A 26,304-nucleotide genomic window follows, 5' to 3' on the forward strand; every position below is an offset into this window, starting at 1 on the left:
CAGGAAATTCATCGGAAACGCACTGCACAGGATGGACGCCAAACCCCATATCTACAAAGGGCTGAAGTATATCTTTTAATGCCATTATCACTTCTATTATTTCTGCCTCGGACAAGCCGGAGCCTTCAAAGAAGATTGAAAGCTTGTCAAAATCCAAGCCGACCAGATTAGACGGCGGGGTTTCCGCGCTCTGCGCAAGCCTGAAAAGTTCAGAGATGTGTTCGATGTCAAATGGTGTTCTGGTATCCATGGACTTACCCTTTCCCAAACGTAGCAATCGGTTCTGCGGCGGTTTTGCCTGAGCTATTCAGGCTGCAAATCGCCATGCCCCGTTTCATCGATCCGGGTGGACCGCTTCCTGAAAAAGAAAGGGTGATGTCCTTCGCATCTTTACTTTCCATAACTCGACCTATAGGTGAGTTATGACTATTTATATATACTTTAAGTTTAACATACTTTTGGTTAGCTCCGCAAAAAACATGAGAGTTTCTGCGGGATTGAGTTCTGCTCTGCATCATTAGCTCCTTACCGTTCCCGGTCTTTTTTCTGGTAGTTCCGCGCAGTGCCAAAATCTCGCCGAGCTTTTTGAGAGCCTTCGCGAAATTCCCGGCGCAGGGCATTGATCTGGTCTTGATGGTCTTGCCGCGCATCTTCCAATGCCGCGTGGCGCAAGGCCGGACTATCAATGGTCAGTGTCGGTGCTGGCGCGCCTGGATGCCGGGCTTCCAGCCAGTCGAGACTTTCTTTGGTGCGGATGCCACGCTCGCTCAGAGCTGCCGGGTCCGGCAAGCCCTCACGCCGCCAGGCAGCATCCTTGGCGGCGGCGCGCTCAAAAGGTTTCTTGCTCATCTTTCGCGGTCTCTATCTCTATCCCGGTCCCTTGAACGCGGGCGCTCTTTGGGTTCCTGCTCGCGGGCAGCTTCCCGGATGGCTTTGATCCGGTCATAGGACTGCTCTGCGAGCCTGGAGAGACGCAGCAAATCATTGCTGCCAAAGCTGTCCGTGTCGCGGTACTGCCCGTCCTGATCCCGGTAGCTCTTGCGGAACTGGACGTTATGCATTGTCTTGTCCTCGCGCTCGTTCTCCCAGATCGCAGCTTTCAAGCTGCCATCGCGCAGGGTTTCGATGGGGCGGTTTTTGGGATCGCTCATTTTACTTCTCCTTCCTGGTCAGGTCTTTCGGGCGATAGCCCTCGATGAATTGCCATTCGCCATGGCGGTATTGCGGAAAGTCACGGAAGCAGGCCGGAACGGCCTCGCGGATGACGCGCCGTTTCCTGTATCCGAAGTGCGTGCGCACGCGCACTTGATCCATGTCCCTGTCGAAATACGGGTTCGGGAAGAAGCGCCCTGCATATTCACGGCGCGTGAAATACGCCACCTTGTCCGCAAAGAACGGGCGTATGCCGTAGCCCGAAGCCCAGACCAGTGCCTTGTTCGCTGGCATGGACAGGATTTCATCGGACGTCATCAGAGGGCGGGGCATTTTGCGCGTATGGCTCATTTCGGTGTCCATGGCGCGCAGGGCGAGCCCGGTCTTTACCGGGTCTGCGCCGCCGAAGAACGCTGCATGCATGGCTTCCCGCCGTGCCCGCTCTGCCCGCGCATTGGTCAGCGGATCGTTCAGACTAAGCGTTTGATTGCCGAGCTTGCGGCTCAGATGCTGCGCGGTTTCCAGATCGGAAATCCCGCCGCCGAGGTAAATCTCGATGTCCGAGCTGGCAGAGAGCGTCATCGCGCCTTTGGGGCCGAGATTGGCCTTGGGCTGGCCGATATCCTGATAGACGCAAAGCGGCGACAAGCCAAAGCCCCGGCCTATGGCGTAGAATTCCGCGATTTCGGGGAAGCGGCCAAGCTGGGCCGCCTCATCGATGACGAGGTTGACGGTCGGCGCTTGAGGCTTGCGCTGTTTCAGCGTGCGCAGGCTTGAAAAATAACCCCTGATTATCGCAGCATATTGGGCGATCAGCTCCGCTGGCATGATCAGGAAAACATAGACCGGACGGTTGGTCTCTTCGGTGAGAACATCCAGTGTCACGTCAGCTTCGTTCACACCTGTGAACGTGTCTTGCAAAGCCGGATCGGCCATATGCGCCATGGCGTTTGTGATCTCGGCCATGACCGAGTCATAGGTACGGCGGCTCTCAGCAGCCATTTCCCGCATCTCCGCATAGGTGAAATTCAGGTCAGGCTCACCAAGCGCTGCCATGTGCACGGACATCTCCGCCCAGGCTTCCGGCGCGGCCCTCATCATGCCGACATGTTCAAACAGGCTGAGCGGAGAAATGCCGCCATCGGCGTGAACCAGACCGCGAATGATCGCGTCCAACCAGTTCTGCGCCTTTTGTTCGAAGAACCGCGCTTCGCCTCCACCGCTTTCCGGCAGCAAAGTTCTGGCCGCTCGCCGGGAGTCCGCGACGAGCGTTCGTGAACCTGGAACCAGATGGCTGTAAAGCGCCAGAGTGTGGTTCAGGATGCCGTGCAGGCCATAAGGATTGACGAAATAGACATGCGCTCCGTTTTGGACGAGGCCGGGGCTGATAACGGCAGCCATCTCGCCTTTGGGGTCGAGGATCGCGTAACGTGCAGGTTCGCCCTCGCGGCCACGTGCAGCCATGATGTGGGAAAGAATGGTCGTGAACTTGCCGCAGCCCGCCCCGCCAAAAACCAGCGCTCCGGCTTGCCCGGAATGGCTCAGCATCCGGCCATGATAGAAACCTATCGGCAAACCGCCTTTGCTCCGGAAAGCGCGGCGCACTTCCAGTGTAGACGCAAACCGCGCAGAGCCGTGCGGATGATCATGAGCGTGGGACAAAACGATGCTCCAGTGAAAGGGAAGGCAGGGGCGGATAAACCGCCCCCGCATGTTTTTTGAGTTATTGGCTAAGGAGCAGGTACACGATCACCATGATCACTACTGCACCAGCTCCGATCCGGGCAGCTTCCTTCACGTAGTCGCCGAAGGATTTGGTCTGACGGTAGGTTTTGACGTTGTAGCTTCCGGTCTGTTTCCATTTAGGCATGTCATTTTCCTTTCTGGTTTGTCGGGGTCAGGGGTTAGATGAAGCGGTAGGCGAGATAGATGCCCGCCGCCGTGAGTGCGTAGGCAATGCCTGCCCGCGCGGCGAAAAATGTCAGCGGGAATGCCAAAACCATCCACGCCGTCTCAAAGAGCGAAACGATGTCGGGCGGATAGGACCGCCGGGCGATCCCGACCACGTAGGGCAAGGTGAGTTCGCTCAATGTCGGGGCGAAGATCATGGCCAGCATCAGCGCCGCAACGCTCGCGAAACCGCCTTTCAGATCATCACCCGGCCCGCCGCGCTGGCCGCCTGGCTGCTGGTTGTTTCCAAACATCCTTTGACCTTTCGATTTGCCGTCCTTCAGGACGCAGCTTTCCTGTCCTCCGAAAGCGCTGCTTTCAGTGGTTTTGATGGTCGTTTCCGGTTTGTTGGTTGCGGGATGCGCTTACAGCGCGTTTAGTTTGTTTCCGCGAAAGGACGGTTCCGCCCTTCCGACACCCGAAACATGGCCCGAATTCAGGGCTTTGCCAAATTGCAGGCGAGCAATTTCACAAGCTAAACGGCCCTAAAAATCCCTCAATTTGTTGATTTCATGCGCTTTTTGATGTCGCAGTTGAGAGCGGAGACGCACGCATGCCAGCGCCGATCCTGAGCCCCCGTTCCAGGGTTCCGGCAGCGAAAGCAGACAAGCTGTTGAAGTGTTATGCGGAGCGGTTGCCACCGAGCGAAGCGGCACGGCGCGCAGGATTGTCGCTCAACACAGTCTATGAGCAATACAGCCGTATCCGCTGGCGGCTGATTGAAGTGCGCTATTACCGAGATGCCGCGCTCAGTATTGACGAACTCGGACTGGCCCCGGAGGTCAAACAAGAGCTGAAAAGACGGAGGGGTTTAGGACCGGACGATATCTACGCCCATGCTGCCGAAGCCATCGAATGGGCCGAAGAATTGCCATCAGGCGAGGTGCTACGCCATTTGCGCAAGATCATCGCGCTTACCGGACCAATCGACCAGCCACTTGGACTGACCGATCTACAGCGACAACTCGTGGATGCCTACGTGCGCTACGCCCGCACCAAACTCATCCATGATCGCGTGAAGCAAAAAACGGAAACAGACGAGACGCAAACCGTATTCCTCGAACGTGCCAAATCCGCCCTCGAAAGCGAATGGAGAGTTTATCGCACCTTAGGGAAGCAAATAGGCCGTAATCGGCAAAGGAATAAAATTAACTCTGGATTTTAAATTTGAACTTCACGCGAAAGCTCCAATAGCTCATAGTAAAAAAAATTATTTATACTTTAATGTTGTTTTCCAGTATAGATAATTTATAATAATAGTAATGATAAACATGAAGTTAATAAACTCTAACGGAGATACTATTGCTCAATATGATGGACCCAGCCACATAAGCGGAGAGCCGGTTTCGAAACTATTTGCCCAATTCGCCCTTGAAAAGCACAAATCAGAGGGTTTTTCTGCAGAAGAGATAGTAGAAGTAATTGTGGAAAGCGAAACTGGAATTTATAAATCTTATTCAATTAATTCACTCACGCTGTATTAGCTCCTGCCAAGTTGGCGGATAAGGATTTTTTCTAGAATTAACTTCCCAGACTTCATTAACCTCTATTTTGTATTCATGTTCTGAGCAGTATTCAAAAATAGCTTTCTTCAGGAAGGACCAAATATCATATATACAGTTGAAACCAAATAAACTAATAGATTCCAGTTCCTCTCGAATATTCGGCGAAAGACCCGAATCGAATGAAGAACGTAAATTTTTGTAGTTGTTGTATTGACAGAAAAATCGAAACTTAGGGGATGGATGAGATCGCCTTAGTGCGAGGGAATAAGCGCAGTCTTCTTTGGGGCTAAGATTTGATATTATGTTTCCTTTGTTCGCAATAAGACTCATCATATATTCAATGCAATCATTTATTACGAGCCAGATAAGCGGACCAATGATGGCGATTACACCAGCCTCGTGCGTAAGAATTGTGTTGGCTGCTTTAAGGTCAGCAGATAGTTCGTCTCGCTGAAGTCTCCAAGATGTTTCATATTTTTCTTGATTTGTGTCTTTCTCAATAATTTCAAACAATTTCCTAAATTCAAAATAATCTTCCGTAATATTAAAATATGAATGTTCACCATACCTTTCATCAAAGTGAGCCATCTCATGAAGTATTATAAATGAAACCAAACCGTTTTCTATCTCATTCCAGAAAAGAATAAATTCTGACTTGAATAAATCTTCGTCAATATTATTTGGAATTGATCCGTCATGTTTTACGATAGACAAGATAAGTCCCGCAAGTGGGCCAAGAAGACGAGGGTTCGAATCGAACAATATTACTCGTTCAAACTTTGAATAATTTCCCAAAAAATATTTAGAGTTAGGGTGGAACAAAATAGACATGGAATAACCTATAATAGATGCATTATGAAATATTGCCGGATTCAATATCATGTAAGAAAAATCGTCTTTTTCTTGATGAAGAGCATCAGTTTGACCGATGTGACATGTTGCGTGAATTCGATCGGTTAAGCTGTAAAACTTCCTAAGTGGATAATTTTCGTAGTGATTTAAATAATACATAAAAAATTGTTCAAATTGCAGGCGATTTTGCAGGTTAGTTGGACACCCAAAGGCTTTTCGGGCTTGTTTCCAGTGCTTAGGTCGCTTTCCACTTAATTGGCCCTTTCTGACCATCTTTTTTAGTCGTTGACCTAACGCACGAAGCTGGACGTCGTTAAAAGTGGATGGCCACATTTTGTTTGACAGGTTTTGGTAGATTTCGATATCTTTTGAGAGATTGTCCAATAAGGTTTTTCTGCTCATAAAGGATTTCTGGGTTGCCCATTCCATTAGAAAACGCCTTGGAAACTTTGGAAGAATTATGGGAAATTGAACCTCCTCGAGGTTCCCAAAATTTGGGGCCGCGTGCAAGGTTTTTAATTGTAGTTCATCGGCTGCGTGATGCCGTTTGTCCGCAGCTAAAAATGGCAAGAACAGTTCTAGGTAGCGAAGAAGCAGCACTTATTGCCGTATTAATTGACGTAATCGGTCCGTCGGCGTCAGGTAATATCTACTTTGTAGGCTCTCTTTATCGCGCAATTATCTTACTCGGCATTGAAAGATTCTGTGGTAATCCAGAAGAGATATTGAAATAGAGTGCAAGTTAATTTTTAAATTCAGTAAGATTAACTAACAAGAATTGTGTAAATATCTAAGTCATGCTTGCGTTCCGGCGCTGGTATCGGCAAAGATGTGTTCGACCCAGATCATGCACCAGATTAAGAATCCGGCAGATCAATTCTTGCAAATAAATGATCCAATTAGAACATACGCAAGATGTGTGTTGTAGTACAACACATCTTGGCAAGGAGGCCCGCTGCGCGCCCCCGTTGCATCCCCCCGGCCATTGGCTCTTCCAGGGTATTCGAACCCATTCCGGAGCCAGTAGAACGTATCGCCGTTCAATCACTCGAAGGGCCTTGGAGCACTGCCGCTCCACCCTTCACCCGAACCATGCACGAAACGGCTGGCCGTTCGATCACCAATCAGGGGAGCTTTCAAGCTCCCACCGATACCCCCATGACCATTTCATGGAGATGATTTCATCAAGAGCAAAGGGCGTTCCTGCCCTTGTGCAATCCTGACCAGGAAGGGGGCATTTCATAGCTCCCTTGCCTTGGAACCATCCCGTCGACCAGAGGACGTTTCGCCGCCCCTGGACCCACGAGCAAGACTTGGAGACACGCCTCTCCACCTGCACCGTACCATGCACAATCGACTGACCTATTGACCGCCATTCAAGGGAGCCTCCAAGCTCCCCTGAAATCTCCTTGGCCATTTCATGGAGACCAATCCAGCGTGGATAGGATGCTTTCAATGTATCGACACTGAATGTGGACATTTTTGCCGATTTCATTGGCTCTTTGTGTATCCAATGGCTACACTGGTTGCATGAAGGATTCAGGGCTACGAATACGTGTTGAGCAGAGGCTTCGGCAAGAGTTTTTGGAACTCTGCCGTAAGCAGGATAAGCCAGCGTCCCAAGTTATTCGTGAGTTCATGCGTGACTACATCGCTTCGAATCAAAATAGTGAAGGGCAACCAGATACGAAGAAAAAGAACGCATGATCCCAGATTATCAATCGTTGATGTTACCGGTTCTGAAAGCCGCAGAAATTCACCCTGTTCACACTCAGGACGTGATTGCAGCGCTTGCTGATGAATTTGGGCTTTCCCCTGATGAGCGCGAGCAGTTGCTGCCGTCTGGAAAACAGCGGATTTTTGATAATCGTGTCCAATGGGCAAAGACTTATTTGAAGCAAGCCGGTCTTCTTTCTTATCCGCAAAGAGGCCATTTTGTAGCGACGGAAGAAGGCCAAAAAGTCTTAGTCAAACCGCCTAAGCGAGTGGATGCAAAATTTCTGCGGAAATACGAAGCATTCCAAGAGTTTCAGAACAGAAAAAGCGGTTCTGATGATATTTCGGATGATGTCACCGAAACCTCAAATAAAGCGGATGCTACTCCGGACGAAATCATACGCGCGGCACATCGCCAGATTAACTCGGCATTGGCAGCAGATCTCCTAGAGAAAGTGCGCACAGCAACGCCTCAGTTTTTTGAAAATCTGATTGTTGATCTGCTTTTGGCTATGGGCTACGGCGGCACATCGGAAGATGCAGCCCGTGCACTTGGGCAAACAGGCGATAACGGTGTTGATGGCGTCGTTGATCAAGATCCCTTGGGGGTTGATCAAATCTATGTCCAGGCCAAGCGTTACGCCGAAAAAAACAATATTGGCGCGGGAGACATCCGGGACTTTTTTGGCGCGCTCAATCTCAAAAAAGCGCAAAAAGGCATCTTCTTCACCACATCCAGCTTTAGCCCGAGCGCGACCCAGACAGCAAAAGACCTGGGGATGCGGATCGTTTTGATCGATGGACACCAACTCGCAAAACTCATGATCCGCTACAACATTGGGTGCCGCGAAGAGGATGTCTTATCTCTCAAAAAAGTGGATGATGAATTTTTTGAAGAAGGGCTTTCGTGAGCCGAGAAACAATAGAGCCAGGGACTGAAATTGAACGCCGTTGAAATTGAAGAAGCCATTTCCGCACTTGCTAAGCAGCCATTTGATGCTCAGGAGTTTCCGTTCGCCTTCTTAGAGGCCTTTGGGAACAAGGCGACCACTATTAAGCGCCTACGCAGCGGTTCTTCTAACAAATCTGACCTCGGCGGCGTTCTCCAAACAAGCAACATTCATATCAAGGCTTGCGATCCTGGCGAGGTCACGCAGGCTCTGACGGAGTTGAAGGGAAGCCCGGCAACCAAAAAGGCCAAGGCCAAATTCGTTTTGGCGACAGATGGCGAGCAACTTGAGGCCGAAGATTTGGCGTCTGGCGAGACCGTTGCCTGTTCATACGAAAGTTTTCCCGATCACTTTGGCTTCTTTCTGCCGCTCGCCGGTATCAGCACCGTCAAGCAAATCCGCGAAAGCTCTTTTGATATCAAGGCGACTGGTCGCCTTAACCGGCTATATGTCGAGCTTCTGAAAGACAATCCCGAATGGGGAACCGCTGCGCGCCGGCACGACATGAACCATTTCATGGCGCGGCTGATTTTCTGCTTTTTCGCCGAAGACACCGACATCTTTCACGGCGAAGACCTGTTCACCGCCACCATTGAGCAGATGAGCGCGAACGATAGCTCCAACACCCATGAGGTGATTGGCGAGCTGTTCCGCGCAATGAATACGAAGACCGAAGACAAGGGCACCGCAAAACTTCCGCGTTGGGCCAATGGCTTTCCTTATGTGAACGGGGGCTTGTTTTCGGGGTCAACCGATGTTCCGCGTTTCAGTCGTATTGCTCGTTCTTATCTTCTGCATATCGGTAAACTCGATTGGCAGCAGATTAACCCCGATATATTTGGGTCGATGATCCAGGCTGTGGCGGACGACGAGGAACGCGGCGCGCTTGGGATGCACTACACCAGCGTCCCGAATATTTTGAAGGTTCTGAACCCGCTCTTTCTCGATGATCTACGGCAGAAATTGGAAGAGGCGGGTAACAGCCCACAAAAGCTTCTGAACCTGCGAAAACGCATGGCCCGCATCCGGGTTTTTGATCCGGCATGCGGTTCAGGGAACTTCCTCGTCATTGCTTATAAGCAGATGCGGGAAATCGAGGCGGAAATTAATCGCCGCAGGGATGAGAAGGATCGACCTACCGATATTCCACTAACCAATTTTCGCGGGATTGAGCTTAGGGATTTTCCCGCAGAAATTGCGCGGTTGGCGTTGATTATCGCCGAGTATCAGTCTGACGTTCACTATCGTGGTCAGAAAGAAGCACTTGCCGACTTTCTTCCCCTGGATGCGATGAACTGGATCACCTGCGGTAATGCCCTGCGCCTAGATTGGCTGAGTATCTGTCCACCAACCGGAACCGGCGTGAAACACCATGCCGATGATTTGTTTCATTCGCCGCTCGACCAGGCTCAGATCGACTTTGAGAATGAAGGTGGCGAAACCTATGTGTGTGGAAATCCTCCTTACCGTGGAAGCTCCTGGCAAACGAAAGAACAGAAAGAAGATTTAAAGTCCATATCTGAGGGGAAGATCAAGTCGTGGAAGAGCCTTGATTATGTCGCTGGATGGATAATTAAGGGAGTCGATTTTTTAAAATCTGTTGAATCCAGCTTTGCTTTCGTAACCACAAAAACGATTTGTGAGGGAGAGCAAGTGCCAATTTTATGGCCATACGTATTTAACTCGGGCTTTGTAATTAACTTTGCGCATGCGCCATTTAATTGGTCGAATTTAGCTTCGAATAAAGCGGGCGTTACAGTGGCTGTTACTGGTGTCGGTCGCCCAGAGCTCAAACGTCGAATATATGATGGTGATCAACGTCGCTTCGTAGAGATTATAGGTCCATATTTAGCGCCTGGATCGGATGCCGTCGTAACTAAAACAATGAGCCCTTTGAGCCTGCAAGCAAAAATGCTTCGTGGTAATATGCCGACCGATGGTGGAAATTTTATTTTTTCACGAGATGAAGCAAAAGACTTGCTGGAGAAAGGGCTTGTTCCTGATGAACTAGTACGGCCATATATGGGCGCTAACGAAGTCGTAAATGCCCGCCCTCGTTATTGCATTTGGATTGAAGATCAAAATCTTGAACTGGCGAATAGTTCCGATTTTGTGCGAAATCGCATTGAAGCCGTTCGGCAATCTCGTCTACAAAGCAGTGCGGCGACTACTCGTTCCACAAAAGTGCCTCCGCATAGATTTATGCAAGTTGAAGGCACTGCAGACAATTATACTATTGCAATACCTGCAATTACGTCTGTCAATCGTGATTACCTTCCTGTGGCGCTACTGGACGGAAAGGTGATTTTTTCAAATAAGTGCTATGTTCTGTATGATGCATCTCTATGGAATTTTGCTATAGCAGCGTCTTCAATTCACAAGACATGGATAGGAACAGTATGTGCTCGCATGCGCTCAGATTTTTCCTACTCCAACACCCTGGGTTGGAACACCTTTCCTATTCCCAAGTTGACCGAAAAAAATAAAGAAGACCTGACCCGCTGCGCCAAAGACATTCTCCTTGCTCGTGAATCGCATTTTCCGGCGACCATCCACGACCTTTATAAACCCGACGCAATGCCCGAAGACCTGCGGGCTGCGCACGAGCGCAACGACGAGGTGCTTGAGCGCATCTATATCGGTCGCCGCTTCAAAAACGACACCGAACGCTTGGAAAAACTGTTTGAGCTTTATACCAAGATGACCGCTGGCAAATCGGGACAGAAGAAAGCCGGTGCCCGATGAAGCAGCAAAAAAGTTACAGCCAAGGTGGTGATGCCCAAGCGATCAGCCGGATCGCTCAGACTTACTATGGCAGCTACCGAAACATGTTCGAAGTGCACGGGTGGGATGCGCCTGGCAATAAAATGATGACGTCTGCGCCGAAGCTTATTGTTGAAGCCTACGGAAGCATCCAGCGTTTTGAAGAATTGCACGAGCCCTCCGAACTTATGTCGCCGATGGAGGCAATCTATTCGGACCCGCCGAATGTTTGGCTGACAAGCTTCTATGGATTTCGCCCTGAAGAATGGGGCCTGCTTGGTTTTACCGATGAGGGACGCAGGAAGAGTTTCCTCGAAGGAAGCAAGCCTGGCGTCTTGGTCGTCGTGTATGGTGCAGGGCAAGCCTCCAAGGACGAACTTGGTAAGGTTATCGGCATTCAGCAATGCTCGCACCAGTTAGGGCATGCACAACAATTCATGGCACCACATGAATGGAACGCAAAAGAAAAAGACCCCGAAAGAGCGAATAAATGGAACTATGCCGTCAAGGCGACCCGCGCATGGCGTGTTACGCCTGAGAGCCGCATCAATGTTCGAGACTTCGCTCCAGAGGCTACCGCGAGCGAGGCTTGGCAGCATATTGGCGCTCGCGGGGCTCGACTGACCAAACGGGAAGCCTTGAATATATTGCGCTTGGATCTCCAGGAGACTGATGTCTACGGAGAAACGGAGATAATTGGCTCCACCCCGGGCGGTGCCAGGGAAATTCTTGCGCCAAGCAAAGCAGGCCCCGTCTCGCAAAATCCGTTCGCAACCCGAGAATCGGAGGGGCCGAAGCACCTCTACATATTAAAGCTTGAAGGCGATACAGATGCGTTTCTCGGCGAACCGGCCAACGATAAAGTAATCGTGAAAGCAGGCTTTTCTAAGAGTCCGCAAACGCGTTGCGATGATCACAATCGTGCTTTGCCTCGCTGTGCGTTCCGCTGGAAGATTCATCACTCCGGCTCAAATTCCGGATTTCACCCTTATGCAACTTCTGAGCACGCCAAGGCGGGCGAGCGAGCTATGCAAGATGTACTCTGCAGAGAGCCGGATGGTAGTTCTCTTGGGGGTGAGTTTTTTTTAGCCAATAATCAATTGATTGAAGAGGCTTGGGCAAAAGGCAATTTAACAGCGAAAGAATATAAGAAATGAACCAGAAATCCGTCCCCTCAGTTTCCGTCACTTACGGCCAGAAAGGCACTTCCACCAAGTCGAATGAACTTGGAATGCGCGTGATGCAGGAACGGGCCTATGAGCGGCGCGGCGAGCAGTATCTGTTGATTAAATCTCCTCCCGCCTCGGGTAAGAGTCGAGCGCTGATGTTCATTGCTCTCGACAAACTTCATAATCAGGGACTGAAGCAGGCGATTGTCGTGGTTCCGGAGAAATCTATTGGGTCTAGCTTTAACAACGAGCCGCTGACAGATTTTGGTTTTTACTGGGACTGGAACGTCGAGCCGAGATGGAATCTGTGTAATGCGCCTGGTACTGATGGCGGCAAGGTGAACTCGCTCGGAGCCTTTTTAGAGAGCGACGACCGTGTTCTAGTATGCACCCATGCAACGTTCCGTTTCGCTGTCGATAAGTTCGGAGTCGAGGCATTCGATGACCGGTTGGTGGCCGTTGATGAATTTCATCATGTTTCGGCAAATCCGGATAATAAGCTCGGGGCACATCTCGCCGAATTCATTGCGCGGGATAAAACCCATATCATCGCGATGACGGGCTCTTATTTTCGCGGCGACGCGGAAGCAGTTCTTTCGCCTGAAGATGAAGAAAAGTTCGATAGCGTCACGTATACCTACTATGAGCAGCTCAACGGCTATAAGCACCTAAAAGCGCTGGATATTGGTTACTTTTTCTATTCGGGCTCCTATGCCGACGACATCTTGAAAGTGCTCGATCCAAACGAGAAAACGATCATTCACATTCCAAGCGTGAACTCGCGGGAGAGTACGAAGGACAAGCACCGTGAAGTCGAGCACATTATTGACGCTTTAGGTGAATGGCAGGGCACCGATCCAGCGACCGGCTTTCAGCTAGTAAAAACACCGCAGGGACGGATTTTAAAAGTAGCCGATCTGGTCGATGATGAAGCCACAAAACGCGATAAAGTCTCCGCTGCGCTCAAAGACCCAGATCAGAAAAACAATCGTGATCATATCGATATCATCATCGCACTTGGCATGGCCAAAGAGGGATTTGACTGGATCTGGTGTGAGCACGCGCTGACGGTCGGTTATAGAGCCAGCCTAACCGAAATCGTGCAGATCATTGGGCGGGCAACCCGCGATGCTGAGGGTAAGTCTCGCGCGCGTTTTACGAACCTCATTGCTGAGCCCGACGCTTCTGAAGAGGCTGTGACAGAAGCCGTCAACGACACATTGAAAGCCATAGCGGCGAGCCTGCTTATGGAGCAGGTGCTCGCCCCGCGTTTTAACTTCACACCAAAGACGCCTAAGAGCGGGCCAGTTGAAGGCTTTGACTACGGTGAAGGCGGTTATGACACGGAGAAACCCAACGTGGGCTTCAATGAAGAAACCGGGCAGTTCCAGATTGAAATTAAGGGCCTTGCTGAACCCAAATCCAAGGAAGCCGAGCGTATCTGCAAAGAGGATTTGAACGAGGTTATCACAGCCTTTGTTCAGGATAAGCAGACGCTTGAGCGAGGGTTGTTCGATGGGGAGCATGCTGGCGGCGAAACGCTCCCTGAAGAGCTTACACAAGTGCGTATGGGCAAGATCGTCAAAGATAAGTTCCCGGAACTTGACGACGAAGATCAAGAGGCTGTTCGGCAGCATGCAATTGCAGCGCTTAATCTTACCCAGAAAGCTAAGGAAATCGCCGTCGGTGGAGATAATCAAGAAAAGGGCAATACTGCGCTTATCGATGGCGTTCGTAAGTACGCGATGGATGTGCGTGAGCTTGATATAGATTTGATCGATCGGATCAATCCGTTCGGTGAAGCCTACGCGATCCTCGCGAAGACGATGAGCGAAGAGAGCCTGAAGCAGGTTGCCGCGATTATCTCCGGCAAGCGTGTTAACCTGACGCCTGAAGAGGCGCGCGATCTTGCCAGGCGTGCTCTGAAGTTCAAGCAGGAACGCGGTCGTCTTCCGTCTATTACTTCCGCCGATGCGTGGGAAAAACGCATGGCTGAAGGTGTGGCCTTCCTCGCCCGCATGAAAGCGGAGGCCGCGAATGGCTAAGCAATTCACCGATGAAGACGATGTGTTGCTCGCCGAACTCGGTGTCGAGGTTGAGGCTAAGAATCATGTAACGCGTACGCCTAGAGAAGAGCGGATTCTTGCAGGATTTGAAGAAGTTCAGCGTTTCTTCGAAGAGCATGGTCGCCCCCCACAGCATGGCGAAGACAGAGATATATTCGAACGGCTATACGCCACCCGATTGGATCGCATCCGCGAGGTCGACGAATGCAGATCACTGGTGGAGACGATGGATCATCAGGGGCTTCTTGAAGTACCAGCCAAAGCAAATGTTCCGGACATCGACGAGATTGATGATGATGCTTTGCTTGCCGAGCTAGGTGTTGAGGTTGAAACCGCAGATATCACCGAACTTAGGCATGTTCGTTCAAATGCCGAGAAACGTGCTGCCGAGGAAATTGCAAACCGCGAACGGTGCGAAGATTTCGAAAAATTCAAGCCACTCTTTGAGCAGGTCAAACACGAACTTGATCAGGCAGTCCGGACGTCGCGCGTCATCCGCAAGGACGCGGGCTTTCTAAAGACCGATATCAAAAAAGGTGAATTCTTCATCCTTGGCGGTCAGACCTTGTATGTCGCAGAAGTCGGCGAACCTATAAAAGCCCCAAATGGTGAAATGGATGCTCGTCTGCGTGTAATTTATTCGAATGGCACGGAAAGCAATATTCTGCTTCGCTCGCTTCAGCGTGCAATTTACAAAGATGAGACCAGTCGCAGAATCTCCGAGCCTTCCGCTGGGCCGTTATTTTCGGATCAGTCTGAGGAGGACGATCTAGAAAGTGGCACAGTTTATGTTCTGCGTAGTAAGTCTGAACACCCCGTTGTCGCGGAAAACCGAGAAGTCTTGCATAAGATCGGCGTCACTGGCGGAAACGTTGAAAAACGCATTGCGAATGCTGCAAAGGAAGCAACTTACCTGCTCGCAAGTGTCGATATTGTAGCGACATACAAGCTCTACAACATCAACCGAACAAAGCTTGAAAAGATCATTCATCGGATTTTCGAACCTGCAAAACTCGATATAGAAATCAAGGATCGCTTCGGCCATCCATTTACTCCGCGTGAGTGGTTTTTAGTGCCTCTAAATGTAATTGATCAAGTGGTTGAGCACATTAAGAACGGCACGATTACTGCAGTCGTTTACGACCCAAAGTGCGCGCAACTTTCAAAGCGTGATCGTGGTGACTGATCTTGGTAAAGTATTTGATCTTGCTAATTTAAGGCGCGCCTATAGATGGACGTTGTCCAATCCAGACGCCGCCTACAAATCCTATTTCCGCGATTCATATGATGCCTTTGCTATCACTTCTCACACACACCTTAAATGGATCAGGGCTGAACGCGTGATAGTACCTTAATTAGGTAAATGACTTTAAGCGCCCCGTACGGGCGGGCTGTCGTGAACCGAGCCTGGTGTCTCGGCCATTCGGCGTCCATCCCTTGCGCAGGTTAATCGGGCTGAGGGGCGTTGCCCCTACGCCCTCAATACGCAGGCTGTTGGAACGGGCAGGACCGCGTTCTTCGCGCAGATCAGTTTGATCCGCTCTTCCCGCAGTCCGGCCCGCCGCGCCTGCATATCTACCCCCTTACCCCATCCTCGCCGGAAGCAGGGTTGCATGAGCAACCCACTATCTATTTGGAGGATGAAATGACATTATTATTTGCGCAGCCTTACGATGTTTCGGCCACGGGCTTTTATTTCGACAGTTTTAAAGACTACCAAGACAAAGTGGCCAAGGCCGTGAACGATTACGGCCAGCGCGTCGAAGAGTTCGAGATTCAGTTTATCGACGGTGAGGACATTGATTGCGATTTGGCGAAAGCCTGGGGTTTAAGCCAGTGTAGTATTGCAGCATTTTTCGAAGCTGCTGACGAATGGGACGAAGATGAAAAGACGCGTTTCATCATTGCCGTTGGTGAGTGCGGCTATGCGTTTGATCCGGCCACTGCCGATCCGGATGATTACGACGTAGACATTTATCATCTAGACTGCATGAAAGAGCTAGCCGGGCATTTCGTTGATGAGGGTTTATTCGGTGATATCCCGGAACGCCTGCAATTCTACATCGACTATGACGCTATCGCCCGCGATCTGTCGGTTGACTACGCCGAGTCAGAAATCGCCGGACAACGGCTGATTTACCGATGTGCATGATTACAATGGGCTGAGTGCATTTGTATGCATGCACTCAAATTTGCACCCATCACCTAAAACGCGGTAAAATATTGAGGAATAACAAGAAATTGGTATGTGATGGTGTATTGGGAGGAATTCAACAGGGTTTCGGGCAGTGACGCGCAAAAGCGCGCTCAGATTGACTTTGACGATCACCAAAACGAAGCCGCAGGCCGAGACGTTGGCCGGATCAGACGTTTCCTCACGGGTGACCAGCACGACCCCCAAGCCATCCAGAAACGCCGCGCTGAGCGGGAAACCACATTCTTCCTGGCTATGACTGAAAGCACGAAACTCGCCCGCCTCACCGAGGAATGGGGCGAGAAGCTGCTTGAAGCCCGCAATTTCCTTGATGATGCCAGAGAGAAGTTGTCCGCGATCCGTGCCGGGATCGAGGCGCAGGAGGAAGAAATACTAGCCCGCGCCGCGCGCTTGCCAGACGGAACGCTGGTGTTTCAGGGCAAGGACGGGCGCGCTTATACGCGTGATGGCAAGCTCAGCGATGATCCAGATGCGCAAAGCATCATCTGGCAAAACCATCACGCCACGCTTGAAGACATCCAGAACAATGATGCTCGCAGGCAGAAAGCGAACGCCTTGGAGAACAAGTTGGATAACGCCGACGCGCAGCACGGCGAAATGGCCGAGCGCCGGAGCGATCCGGATAACCAGATGACGGTGGAAGACGTCGAAGACGAAATCCAGTCTCTGGACGACCTGATGGATGACATTTCTGGGAGCCTTACTGACTTACAGCATGACCATTCATCGGAATTTGGTCAAAATACCAGTCCAACACCGCCATCCGAATTTCCGAAATTGCAGTAAAACTACTTCGCTGGAAACCTGCCACATGCCTTGAAAATCAGGGCGAGCAGAACGGCATTCGGTTCATATTTCACGTTCTCGCGGATCGTCTTTAGAATTTCGTCCAAACGGTGGTTGTTTTCGTCTTCTTCTTCGCCGTACCAGTCATCAATGCATCTCATCAACTCTTTATCTGTCTGTGACGCAATAGTTAGGGCCATAAGTACGGACGTGCTGACAAAGCCGATCTGGGATTTCTCCTCCCATTTCTGAAAGTATTTGCCTTTTTCTTCAGCTTGTAACGGCGAAGATAGTGCGAAGAAAAATAAAGTAATAATTGCAATATTCTTCGATATAATCGATAACAATAACGATGGTTTTTGTTAAACGATACTTATAGAAAATAATAGTGGAATTTATGCTGTGTCCAAAGCCGCAAAGCCCCGGTTTCTCTCAATCACAATCTGAGGAAAGATCGTCATGCAGGTTTCACAAAAACCATCGTTTTTGTGAAGCGGAAAAGCGCATGAAACAGTCAGTTTCCGGCCAATCTCGCCTGATCGGTTATGCCCGCGTATCCACCAATGATCAAAACCCCGACATGCAGGTCGAGGCGCTTAAAAAGCAGGGTTGCCACCATATTTTCGTGGAAAGTGCATCCGGCGCGAACTGGGAACGGCCCGTGCTCGATGCAACGCTTAAGGAGCTGCGCGCTGGCGACACGCTGGTGATATGGCGGCTTTCACGGCTTGCACGGTCCTTGCGCCACTCTATCTATCTGGCCGATTTTCTGCACACCCATGGCGTCGGCCTGAAAGTGCTGGATCAGGCGATTGACACGACTACGCCCGCCGGACGGCTCTTCTTTCATATCATCGCGGCCTATGACGAATTTACGCGTGAGGTTATCGCCGAGAACACCGTCGCGGGACTGCAAATTGCGCAACAAAAGGGCAAGACCCTGGGCCGCCCGCGCAAACTGGACGAGCGCCAGGCGCGCGAGGCGTTTGAGGCGATGATCCTGAACGAGTTTAATTTCGCTGATACCGCCGCTCAATACGGCGTGTCCCACATGACGCTGCGCCGCGCTTTTAGCCGTTACGGGCTGAAAGAACCGGACTTACCCAAAAATCAAAAGAAGGAGAAAACCCATGAGCAATGACCAAGACGACGAACTAACCCCCGATGAGCGCGCCAATCTGGAAGCTATGGCCCGGCTGGTGCAAGAGCTGACAGGAAAAGAAATGACGAAGCTTACGGCAGAGGGGCTGGCAAACTTGCTCAAGAGTGGCCAAACGTGACACGGCTGTGAAATGTAGCCGCAACGCCGGATGGTTCCGGCATCGCCGCAAAGGTAGAGCCGCGCACTAAAAGCCCGGCGTGCAGCGCGAAGCCAATTCCGCTTCGATATTGCGCTGTGATGCCAGAGCGATTTCGCGCTCATGCGAGCCGCGCGGAGCGGCAGCCAGGGCGTTAAAAGCCTCGCGGAGAAGACCGTGCAGCTCAGGCGTGCTGCGCTTCGCCGCTTCAAATCGCGTGATGAGTTTCATTTGATCCTCCTTGGGTTCAAGGAGGCCCCGACCATCGGAGCCTTTCGGCCCCGGCTCACACACCATCATCAGGGACAAGAAGGCATCCGCATGGATCGGCGGCAGACGTCAACCCGAAGCGGGGATCAATTAAAAACTCATCTGATTTGAACGCAGATCGCGCACCGAGCACACGACTTTAAAACGGTATTTCATCGTCAGGCTGAGGCCCCGAAGGCAGCTTCGTTTCCGCTCGCATCGCTTCCTCAATTTTTAGGAAATCTGCATATTCCCTTTCAACGGTAAGGCGCAGCATTTCTTCAAAGGACACACCTTCGAACCGCGCCATTTCATCGAGTTTCATCGCCTGTGTATTGCTCATTCGGAACTTCGGTATCACGACCATTTTCATCTCCTTTCTCGTTTGTTTGTTAAACTCCAATTCGAACAGAATCCGGTCATTCCACCCGGCACACATGCGCACCTGGATGTATTCCCAGACCTGCCGCCACAGCTGGAGGTCTTCCGGCGTATTAACCGCAGTCAGACAGAACTGCGCCTCGTGGTACTCATCAAGACCGCGTTCTTCGCATTCACGAATAAACGCCCGCGCGCATAAGAGCGCGTCGAAGCTCATCCGCAATGTCCAGGTTTCGATTTCGTCGTCTTCCATCAAGAACTCCTTTGGTTACGATGGTTCGTGGGTTATGCCGCGCTGATCGCGCGTGCGTGATCGCCGACGTTCTGTATTTTTGTTGCGCTTCTCGGGCGGCTGGCTACGCATCTCCATGAACTTCACAACATCGCGGTTCAGCGCTTGAATCTTTGCTTGCTGCTTCTCTCGGGCCTGCTCGATCTTGCGCTGCAAGGCCCGGCGTTCGCTGAGTTGGTGCTGGATGGCTGCATGTTTTTCAGCGCGGTCCCGTTGCTGCGTCCGTTCAATCTCGGTTTCGTTCTCTTTACGAATTTTCTTATTTTTGCCCGTGACCCAGCCCCACAGGCCGCGAATACCTTTTGGCGTCCGCGCAGCCCTTTTGCGCTCTTCTTCCAGCCAGCGCGTCTCTTGCAGCGCCTTAAGCTGGGCTCTGGCCTTGCGGTGACGCTGCACCATCTGCTCGCGCTGGAACTGCGCAGCGAGGTTTTGCTTTTGCGCGCGGGCTTCCTCTTCCTTCGCCCAGGCCTTGAGCTTCGGCGTCATCCGCTCGGCGATATGGGCTTTGGCGGCATGCGTTGATTGCAGGTCTTTCGGATCGCCAAGCCGTTCTGTCAGCGTTCTGGTCTTTGCGCCCGTGGCCCGGCTCAGGGAATAGACCTCACCGCGCCAATCGACGGCAACGAAGCCGCGCCGATCACCCTTCGCGAGGAAATAGCCTTGCTGGCGCAGAGCCGCTTCGAAGGACTTGCGCGAATCTGACGAATTCCAGCATTGCGCCAGCGCCTGTTTGATCGCTTTCGGGTCTTGCCGCGTGCGCTTGGCCTGCTGCCATTCCTCGCGGGTAAAACTGAGCGGATCGCGGTTCCGGCCATGCTTGAAACCGTCCGGCAATTCCCAGCCATGCTCAAGATAGAGATCATGGGCAATACCGTTCAGCTTGCGTTTGTAATGGGAGAGATTGACCGCCTTCATTTCATCACCGTCAATCCGGCTCCAGACCGCATGGGCGTGGCGGCGGCCTTCTTTTTCATGGAAGACAATGGCGCGTGGCTGGCCGTCCAGACCAAGCTCACCTTCGATCCGGCCGATGGCGGCTTCGAAAACTTCGACTGGCACGTCTTCATTTTGCGGCGGGCTCAGACTTAGCGAGAACAGATGGTTTTTGCAGCGCGTGCCTTTGGCAATCGCCGCGCTTTCCTGCATGGCTCCATGCAGATCATCGCTCACAAAGCCGCGCAGTTCATGCAGCTCGATATGCTCGTTCTCAGCGCCCATCATTAAATGGTTGGCGAGTTCCCGTGCATGGCCGCGCTCATTGCCCTTGAGGATCATGATGAACCTCCATCCAGGCCGAGCGCTTCAATCAACACCGCACGCATCAGCGCAACATCGGAGCAAGCTTCGCGCAGTTCATTCTCGACTTCCGGGTGTACGGGCAAAGTGCCTGTATTCACCGCGCGGGCGAGCTGATTGAGATTGGAGGAAAGATGCGATTTTCCGAGCGCTGAAAGCACGCGGCCCAGGGCTTCATGATCCTTGACCGGATTGGTGTTCCGGCGGCGAACCTTCGGCAGCTCCTCGTCAAATAAGAGCGCTCTAATATAAGCGCCAAGCGGCACGCCATTCGCAGCCGCATCCAGTTTCGCCCGTTCTTCAAACGTTAGGCGCAGCGAAAACGGCGGCGGGGCTTTGCCCTTCCGTTTTTTGCTTTTAGCTATCTTATTGAAATCACGGTGCGAATTCGTCATCATCGCACCTCAGACTTTCAAAGTCTAATTGTGCGAGATGCTGTTCCCAATCCTGGAGAGCCTCGAACAAACGGTTCGATTCTTCTCCCGTCAGGTCCACCATTCTTCTTCTCCTCTTAAAATCATAATTTTTTCTCTGACCAAAGCAAAGTGTTGGCAGGTCTGGAAGCGGGTTTGTGTTGGATGCAGCACCAGCGGCGGCATTGCGGACAAGACTGCCGTAATACCAGGCGCAGTTGCTCATGACCTCTTTGATGCCCCATGTCCGTTCAACGGCCAGGCGCTTCGTGTGACCCGGTCTTGTCGATCGGGTTAACGAGTCAACGGTGCAACGATGTCCGATGGGCGGAATTGGGTCACCGGAGGCCGCGCTTGGAGGGTCTTCGGACTTTGTCGCACGTCTGCCCGATGACCCGTTTCGACCTGTGACGCGCTCCTGGCCGAAGCCCCTCCAAGCGCGGTCAAATGGATCATGATCAAATGCGCTTGGTGTGAGTTCTGTTTGGAGGAACGCCTGCCAATGCTCGGAATATATGCAGCATTTCTATCCTGTTGGCTGATGAACGACACCATTCACCAAGGATCATGGACCGGTTTGCCGATCAAAAGACGATGATCCAGCACGTGGGGGCGCCAAGAGCACTCTCACTTTTGCTCGAAAGAAGTTGGATTTGGTATTGGGCATAGCCTCCGGACGCAACGAAGCGCCGGCGAAAGGCGCGGGCGCCGCGCCCATCTAGACAGCCAGCCATACCTAGCCTGCTGATTGCAAGACCGAGGACGAGAAAAACCCGGCAAGGTGGGCTTCCCTTTTGGGTGGAAATGCCGCTATCTGCCGGTCCAGAACGCGCACAGCCTTGTCGGAGCTTCTCCATACCAATGTCCAATCGAACCACGAAATTACAAGATACGTGTGGCTGGACGGCGCTTGCGCCGGGGCTGGCCCCGTACCCATCCCTGGGAGCGGATCTGTCAGCAGATTGTGTTGTCGTCGGTGCCGGGTTTACCGGTCTGGCAGCGGCACGCCGTTTTGCGGAACTGCGGCCTGAGGCACGGATCGTGCTGGTGGACGCAAAGCGTGTTGCAGGCGGTGCCAGTTCGCGCAATTCCGGCTTTGCGGTTGCCAATGAAGGTCCCGGGCACGCCCAGCTTCATACCGAGCATGGGCGCGCCAGCTATTTCACCATGAACCGGATCGACCGGAATGGGGTTGAGGAGCTGCGACGGCTGATTGCAGAGCACGGTATCGAGGCGCAGTGGGAGGATACGCCGTCGATTCATGCAGCGCATGATCCTCGGCATTTCGGGCGTTTGCGCCGCCATGTCGAAGCGTTTCACCAGTTGGGGATCAACGCGCGCCTGTTGGAAGCACCGGAGCTGAAAACGCGATTGGGCACCGGATTTTATGGTCTTGGGGTTGAGACGAGTGGTGGCGCCCTGCTGCAGCCGGCGATGCTGGCGCAAGGGCTTGCTGCTCATCTGCCAGAAACTGTTGAAGTTTATGAAAACACGCAAATATCGTCACTCCGGTATGTGAATGGCGGCTGGGTGTTGGACGCAAACGGGCACAGCTTGCGCACGCCAAAGGTAATTGTCGCGGTGAACGCGTTTTTTCCCAGGTTAGGCTTGAAGCGGTTGCGGGTTTTTCCGCTGGCGCTGACCGCCAGCCTGACCCGGCCGCTGAGCCCGGACGAAGAGAGCGAAATCGGCAGCCCTGCCAGTTGGGGTATCCTCTCGCCGCGATCCCTGGGAGCGACAATGCGGCTGACCCGCGACCGCCGCATTCTGATCCGCAACACGGCAGAATATCTGCCGGGTGGAATCAATGCGTGCCAGTTGGCCACAAGGCGCGGGATACACGGCGTCGGACTGTCCAAACGCTTCGCTTTCCTTGATGAAAGCGCCATTGACTATACATGGAGCGGGGCGATTTGCATAAGCCGCAACGCCAAGCCGGTCTTTGAGGAAACCCGGCCGGGGCTTTACCTGTGCGGCGGCTACAACGCCTCTGGTGTTTCCCGTGGCACGGCCATGGGACGCCTGATTGCGGACTTCGCGCTAGAGCAACAATCGGATCTGCTGAGCGACGCGTTGAAGCTGATCAAGCCCACTTTCATCCCTCCCAGGCCGTTTCTGGATATGGGGGTGAGGCTGCGGGTCTGGGCCGAACGGCGGGCTGCGGCGAGTGAGCGGTGAGGTTGTCTCTTTGGCCAGGCCGGTTTCACGACCGGCCCGGCATATCCGCGGGCCAATGCCCACCTGCTCAAAAACGTGGTCAGGATTTCGAAGCTTCGGGCAATCGCATCAATTCGGCCATGCAGGCACAGCGCTCCGGGAAACCGTTTGTTCGCTCAACGCAACAATCTTGCGCATGGCGTCGATGAGTGTGGCATAGGGCAGCGTCAGGGCCACAAAAACAGCAAAGAGCGTTGTCTGGGTGCCGGGGAAGCAGAGGATGTTCCCGCCGGTGATGTCCGGTGCCTTGCTGCAACAGGTCTTCACGAGCGCGTCGACAAGACCCGGTTCGCCGCGCCCGTTTGAATACCGGGCGCGGCCGCTGCGCAGAGCTTCAACGCAGGCTTCGGGCAAGTCTGGATCGGTGGCGATGTCCGGCTCACCAAGGTCAGTTCAATAACGGTTTCTCCAGCCGCAGCCTGGGCACGTGCAGCATTGTGGATTGGCCATTTGTCCCCCCCCAAAAAAAAGATTTTGCAGGCGTTCCGTGATCGCGGCGTCGTGCATGGATCAACTCCTCTTGTCCGGCAGAGCCAGATGGTGTGTGAGAGTGCTTTGGGGAAGGCCCAGCATCCGCTCGGAGGCTTCCAAGGCAATTTGAGGCAATTGTTCGGTGTTGTAGAGACCGTGCGCCAGTGAGCCCTCTAGCCAAAGCCCATCAATCAGACCATTCAAGGCTATCGATAACTTGCGGCAGTCCTGCGGGCTCGCAGGTCGTTCGTGTTCAACAAGGACCGGGTGGATCAGGGACTGAAGCAAGTCAAGGAAGTCCCGATAACTTTCCCGATGAATGTCCGAATAACCGGGCTCGTTCCGCACCCGCCCAATAAAGGTCGCCCACAAGGAGACTTTTTGCTCCGACAGATTGGGCGGTGAAACATTGGCTTGTATGAACCGGCTCAATGTCATTGCAGGCACCGCCGATGCACGTTCTGCCGCCGCTGCTGCGGTTTGAGCCGCGTCACTGGTCAGTTGCCCGGTCAAATATGTGTAGGCAGCGTGAACCAGATCATCCTTGGACGTATAATAGTGCCGGATCAATCCTGGAGTTATTCCCGCCTTAGCGGCGATTCTGCGTACGGTCGCGCCGCTCAATCCATGTTCTGAGATTACGTTTAGTGTTGCCTCGATCAACGCCTTTCGGCGTGTGTCTTCTGATAGACGTTGAAAACTTTTACGGCTCATTCAAGAGACACTCCGAAAATTGCCCACCGATACTCTGTTCTACAAATGTAGAAATCTTAAGCAGTCGCGCCTCATTTAGCGTCAACGCGCAAATGAGAATATGATCGAATGTTGATTCACCTAGATATTTGTTATTCAGTTGTATAACAATGATCAAGAGATCAGTTTGGAACCTATGAAGCGCTGACCAAGTGCTTTGGGGCCTGCAAGACAACGGACAGAGTATGAAAGACAGCCCGGCAATCGAAATTCGGGATTTGCACAAGAGTTTCGGTGATACCGAAGTTCTGAAGGGCGTGTCGCTCAAGGCCTATCCCGGTGATGTCGTTGCGATCATCGGCGGGTCGGGATCCGGCAAGTCGACCATGTTGCGCTGTATCAACATGCTCGAGACGCCGACCTCCGGCGAAATTCTGATCCAGGGTGAAGCTTATAGTATGCGCAGGACACGTCAGAGGGGGCTGGAAACTGCGGACCCCAAACAGGTGCAACGAATCCGGGCCCATCTCGGAATGGTGTTTCAGAATTTCAATCTGTGGCCGCATCGTACGGTCCTGGAAAATGTCATCGAAGTGCCGGTGCATGTTCTCAAGATTCCCCGCAAACAGGCCATCGCCAAGGCAGAAGACTTGCTGGCGCGGGTCGGCTTGGCGGAGAAGCGGGACACCTTTCCGGGGTTCCTGTCCGGCGGACAGCAGCAACGGGCCGCAATTGCCAGAGTGCTCGCGGTCGAACCGCACGCCATGCTGTTTGACGAACCGACGTCAGCCCTGGATCCGGAACTTGTCGGTGAAGTCCTTTCCGTCATCCGGAAACTGGCAGAAGAGAGCCGGACAATGATCCTTGTGACCCATGAAATGGCCTTCGCCCGCGATGTGGCTTCGCATGTCATCTACCTCAAGGATGGCGTGATCGAAGAACAAGGCCCGCCGGAGGAGATCTTTGGCAATCCAAAATCGTCTCATCTTAAACAGTTCATCAGTGTTTTTGCCTGATCAGGCACGTTCCAGAAAAAGCGCCGTGAGGCGTGTGCTTTTTCCGTTCAACCATAGGAGACCCCATGTTCAAGAAACTAGTGCTTGCAGCAATTGCTGCAGTCAGCTTTGTGCTGCCGGCTGCCGCGGACACTTATAAAGTTGGAATTTCCGCGGAACCATATCCGCCTTTCTACAAGCCGGATGCAGATGGCAACTGGACTGGTTGGGAAATCGACTTCATGAAGGAACTCTGCTCACGGCTTGAAGCAGAGTGTGTTGTTACGCCGATTGCATGGGACGGCATTATTCCGGCGCTAAAAACCGGCAAAATCGACATGATCATTGGTTCCATGTCAATCACGCCGGCACGGGCCAAGCAGATCAACTTCTCCGACAAATACTATCAGTCTCCGACCGGCCTGATGACCACCAAAGGCGCCAAGTTTGAGCCGAGCCCGGAAGGTCTGTCGGGCGCAATTATTGGCGCTCAATCTGGCTCTATTCAAGAGGCCTATGTCGAGAAACATTATGCCGAGACCGCAGGTGATGTTCGCATTTATCAGACCTTGGACGAGGAGCTGCAGGACCTTGTCGCGGGACGACTTGATGCGGTTGTCGGGGATTCGCTTGCAATGGAACCCTTTATGCTGTCTGAAGAAGGCAAGGCCTGCTGCGAATACAAGGGAGCTGTGGCTGCGGACACGGCGATCCTTGGAGCGGGAGCCGGCGTTGGCTTGCGCAAGGAAGACACGGCACTTCTTGACCGCGTGAACAAGGCCATTGCGGAGATCCGCAGCGATGGCACCTATGCACGCATCTCCAAACCGTATTTCGCCATTGATATCTACGGCAACTAAAACCGATTGCGGACC

29 protein-coding genes are annotated in these 26,304 nt (G+C 52.4%); 15 read left to right on the forward strand and 14 right to left on the reverse strand.

From position 1 onward, the window contains the following. Positions 1–525: 525 nt before the first annotated feature. From ACXAH0_RS04445 to ACXAH0_RS04465, 5 genes are all read right to left on the reverse strand, one after another. The gene (locus tag ACXAH0_RS04445; RefSeq protein ID WP_475189368.1) at positions 526–849 is read right to left on the reverse strand and encodes a hypothetical protein; all 324 of its coding nucleotides are present in this window, start codon (positions 847–849) and stop codon (positions 526–528) included. Next, positions 846–1,151 carry a hypothetical protein gene (locus tag ACXAH0_RS04450; protein ID WP_475189369.1) on the reverse strand — a complete coding sequence of 102 codons (306 nt, stop codon included), beginning with the start codon at positions 1,149–1,151 and terminating at the stop codon, positions 846–848. Before ACXAH0_RS04450 ends, ACXAH0_RS04445 begins: the two co-directional genes overlap by 4 nt. Before the next feature lies 1 nt (position 1,152). Then, positions 1,153–2,814, reverse strand: coding sequence for a type IV secretory system conjugative DNA transfer family protein (locus tag ACXAH0_RS04455; protein ID WP_475189372.1), 1,662 nt, complete (start codon positions 2,812–2,814; stop codon positions 1,153–1,155). A 61-nt stretch (positions 2,815–2,875) separates the two neighbouring features. Continuing rightward, entirely contained in the window at positions 2,876–3,022 is a 147-nt protein-coding gene (locus tag ACXAH0_RS04460; RefSeq protein ID WP_475189375.1) for a hypothetical protein, read from the reverse strand. A gap of 34 nt (positions 3,023–3,056) precedes the next feature. After that, positions 3,057–3,356 carry a hypothetical protein gene (locus ACXAH0_RS04465; RefSeq protein WP_475189377.1) on the reverse strand — a complete coding sequence of 100 codons (300 nt, stop codon included), beginning with the start codon at positions 3,354–3,356 and terminating at the stop codon, positions 3,057–3,059. A 299-nt stretch (positions 3,357–3,655) separates the two neighbouring features. Between ACXAH0_RS04465 and ACXAH0_RS04470 the strand changes: the two genes are divergently transcribed. After that, a complete protein-coding gene (locus ACXAH0_RS04470) occupies positions 3,656–4,267 on the forward strand; it encodes a hypothetical protein (RefSeq protein WP_475189379.1) in 612 nt (203 codons plus the stop codon). Positions 4,268–4,568: 301 nt separating this feature from the next. Here ACXAH0_RS04470 and ACXAH0_RS04475 read toward each other — a convergent pair whose 3' ends face one another. Further along, positions 4,569–5,888, reverse strand: a complete 1,320-nt coding sequence (locus ACXAH0_RS04475) for a hypothetical protein (RefSeq protein WP_475189381.1) — start codon at positions 5,886–5,888, stop codon at positions 4,569–4,571. A gap of 11 nt (positions 5,889–5,899) precedes the next feature. Between ACXAH0_RS04475 and ACXAH0_RS04480 the strand changes: the two genes are divergently transcribed. The 9 genes from ACXAH0_RS04480 to ACXAH0_RS04520 all read left to right on the forward strand — a co-directional run bounded on the left by ACXAH0_RS04480 (position 5,900) and on the right by ACXAH0_RS04520 (position 17,124). Then, positions 5,900–6,193 (forward strand): hypothetical protein, encoded by a 294-nt coding sequence (locus tag ACXAH0_RS04480; protein WP_475189383.1) that lies wholly within the window; start codon positions 5,900–5,902, stop codon positions 6,191–6,193. Between the two features lie 796 nt (positions 6,194–6,989). Then, on the forward strand, positions 6,990–7,166 hold the full coding sequence (locus ACXAH0_RS04485; protein ID WP_475189518.1) for a hypothetical protein: 177 nt from the start codon (positions 6,990–6,992) through the stop codon (positions 7,164–7,166). Then, a complete protein-coding gene (locus ACXAH0_RS04490) occupies positions 7,163–8,086 on the forward strand; it encodes a restriction endonuclease (RefSeq protein ID WP_475189385.1) in 924 nt (307 codons plus the stop codon). Before ACXAH0_RS04485 ends, ACXAH0_RS04490 begins: the two co-directional genes overlap by 4 nt. Positions 8,087–8,116: 30 nt before the next feature. Beyond that, complete coding sequence (locus ACXAH0_RS04495) at positions 8,117–10,870, forward strand: class I SAM-dependent DNA methyltransferase (protein ID WP_475189387.1); 2,754 nt, start codon at positions 8,117–8,119, stop codon at positions 10,868–10,870. Beyond that, a complete protein-coding gene (locus ACXAH0_RS04500) occupies positions 10,867–12,045 on the forward strand; it encodes a hypothetical protein (protein WP_475189388.1) in 1,179 nt (392 codons plus the stop codon). The genes ACXAH0_RS04495 and ACXAH0_RS04500 overlap by 4 nt, the downstream gene beginning before the upstream one ends. Next, positions 12,042–14,102: a pseudomurein-binding repeat-containing protein gene (locus ACXAH0_RS04505; RefSeq protein WP_475189391.1), complete on the forward strand. Its 2,061-nt coding sequence runs from the start codon at positions 12,042–12,044 to the stop codon at positions 14,100–14,102. Before ACXAH0_RS04500 ends, ACXAH0_RS04505 begins: the two co-directional genes overlap by 4 nt. Then, on the forward strand, positions 14,095–15,309 hold the full coding sequence (locus ACXAH0_RS04510) for a GIY-YIG nuclease family protein (RefSeq protein ID WP_475189392.1): 1,215 nt from the start codon (positions 14,095–14,097) through the stop codon (positions 15,307–15,309). Before ACXAH0_RS04505 ends, ACXAH0_RS04510 begins: the two co-directional genes overlap by 8 nt. Positions 15,310–15,768: 459 nt before the next feature. Continuing rightward, positions 15,769–16,275 carry an antirestriction protein ArdA gene (locus ACXAH0_RS04515; RefSeq protein ID WP_475189393.1) on the forward strand — a complete coding sequence of 169 codons (507 nt, stop codon included), beginning with the start codon at positions 15,769–15,771 and terminating at the stop codon, positions 16,273–16,275. A gap of 99 nt (positions 16,276–16,374) precedes the next feature. Beyond that, positions 16,375–17,124, forward strand: coding sequence for a hypothetical protein (locus ACXAH0_RS04520; RefSeq protein WP_475189395.1), 750 nt, complete (start codon positions 16,375–16,377; stop codon positions 17,122–17,124). A gap of 2 nt (positions 17,125–17,126) precedes the next feature. Here the strand turns inward: ACXAH0_RS04520 and ACXAH0_RS04525 are convergent, their stop codons facing one another. Beyond that, positions 17,127–17,285 carry a hypothetical protein gene (locus ACXAH0_RS04525; protein WP_475189396.1) on the reverse strand — a complete coding sequence of 53 codons (159 nt, stop codon included), beginning with the start codon at positions 17,283–17,285 and terminating at the stop codon, positions 17,127–17,129. Positions 17,286–17,629: 344 nt separating this feature from the next. On the opposite strand from ACXAH0_RS04525, the gene ACXAH0_RS04530 reads away from it, so the two are divergent. Next, a complete protein-coding gene (locus ACXAH0_RS04530) occupies positions 17,630–18,265 on the forward strand; it encodes a recombinase family protein (protein WP_475189397.1) in 636 nt (211 codons plus the stop codon). Beyond that, on the forward strand, positions 18,255–18,404 hold the full coding sequence (locus ACXAH0_RS04535; protein ID WP_475189399.1) for a hypothetical protein: 150 nt from the start codon (positions 18,255–18,257) through the stop codon (positions 18,402–18,404). The genes ACXAH0_RS04530 and ACXAH0_RS04535 overlap by 11 nt, the downstream gene beginning before the upstream one ends. A 66-nt stretch (positions 18,405–18,470) precedes the next feature. On the opposite strand, the gene ACXAH0_RS04540 is transcribed toward ACXAH0_RS04535, so the two are convergent. From ACXAH0_RS04540 to ACXAH0_RS04560, 5 genes are all read right to left on the reverse strand, one after another. Next, a complete protein-coding gene (locus tag ACXAH0_RS04540) occupies positions 18,471–18,653 on the reverse strand; it encodes a hypothetical protein (RefSeq protein ID WP_475189400.1) in 183 nt (60 codons plus the stop codon). A gap of 178 nt (positions 18,654–18,831) precedes the next feature. Further along, complete coding sequence (locus ACXAH0_RS04545) at positions 18,832–19,305, reverse strand: hypothetical protein (RefSeq protein ID WP_475189402.1); 474 nt, start codon at positions 19,303–19,305, stop codon at positions 18,832–18,834. A gap of 15 nt (positions 19,306–19,320) precedes the next feature. Next, on the reverse strand, positions 19,321–20,619 hold the full coding sequence (locus ACXAH0_RS04550; RefSeq protein WP_475189403.1) for a relaxase/mobilization nuclease domain-containing protein: 1,299 nt from the start codon (positions 20,617–20,619) through the stop codon (positions 19,321–19,323). Beyond that, entirely contained in the window at positions 20,616–21,038 is a 423-nt protein-coding gene (locus ACXAH0_RS04555; RefSeq protein WP_475189404.1) for a hypothetical protein, read from the reverse strand. The genes ACXAH0_RS04550 and ACXAH0_RS04555 overlap by 4 nt, the downstream gene beginning before the upstream one ends. Next, complete coding sequence (locus tag ACXAH0_RS04560; RefSeq protein WP_475189406.1) at positions 21,016–21,279, reverse strand: hypothetical protein; 264 nt, start codon at positions 21,277–21,279, stop codon at positions 21,016–21,018. Before ACXAH0_RS04560 ends, ACXAH0_RS04555 begins: the two co-directional genes overlap by 23 nt. 635 nt (positions 21,280–21,914) lie before the next feature. Between ACXAH0_RS04560 and ACXAH0_RS04565 the strand changes: the two genes are divergently transcribed. Continuing rightward, positions 21,915–23,231, forward strand: coding sequence for an NAD(P)/FAD-dependent oxidoreductase (locus tag ACXAH0_RS04565; protein WP_475189407.1), 1,317 nt, complete (start codon positions 21,915–21,917; stop codon positions 23,229–23,231). Positions 23,232–23,339: 108 nt separating this feature from the next. Here ACXAH0_RS04565 and ACXAH0_RS04570 read toward each other — a convergent pair whose 3' ends face one another. Both ACXAH0_RS04570 and ACXAH0_RS04575 read right to left on the reverse strand, forming a co-directional pair. Next, positions 23,340–23,624 carry a hypothetical protein gene (locus ACXAH0_RS04570; RefSeq protein WP_475189408.1) on the reverse strand — a complete coding sequence of 95 codons (285 nt, stop codon included), beginning with the start codon at positions 23,622–23,624 and terminating at the stop codon, positions 23,340–23,342. 156 nt (positions 23,625–23,780) lie between these two features. Further along, the gene (locus tag ACXAH0_RS04575) at positions 23,781–24,455 is read right to left on the reverse strand and encodes a TetR family transcriptional regulator C-terminal domain-containing protein (protein WP_475174019.1); all 675 of its coding nucleotides are present in this window, start codon (positions 24,453–24,455) and stop codon (positions 23,781–23,783) included. 224 nt (positions 24,456–24,679) lie between these two features. Between ACXAH0_RS04575 and ACXAH0_RS04580 the strand changes: the two genes are divergently transcribed. Continuing rightward, complete coding sequence (locus tag ACXAH0_RS04580; protein WP_475174016.1) at positions 24,680–25,450, forward strand: ABC transporter ATP-binding protein; 771 nt, start codon at positions 24,680–24,682, stop codon at positions 25,448–25,450. Positions 25,451–25,515: 65 nt separating this feature from the next. Next, a complete protein-coding gene (locus tag ACXAH0_RS04585; protein WP_475174015.1) occupies positions 25,516–26,289 on the forward strand; it encodes a transporter substrate-binding domain-containing protein in 774 nt (257 codons plus the stop codon). Positions 26,290–26,304 lie beyond the last annotated feature (15 nt).

It is taken from the genome of Roseibium sp. AWQ4_290 (genome assembly GCF_056160985.1).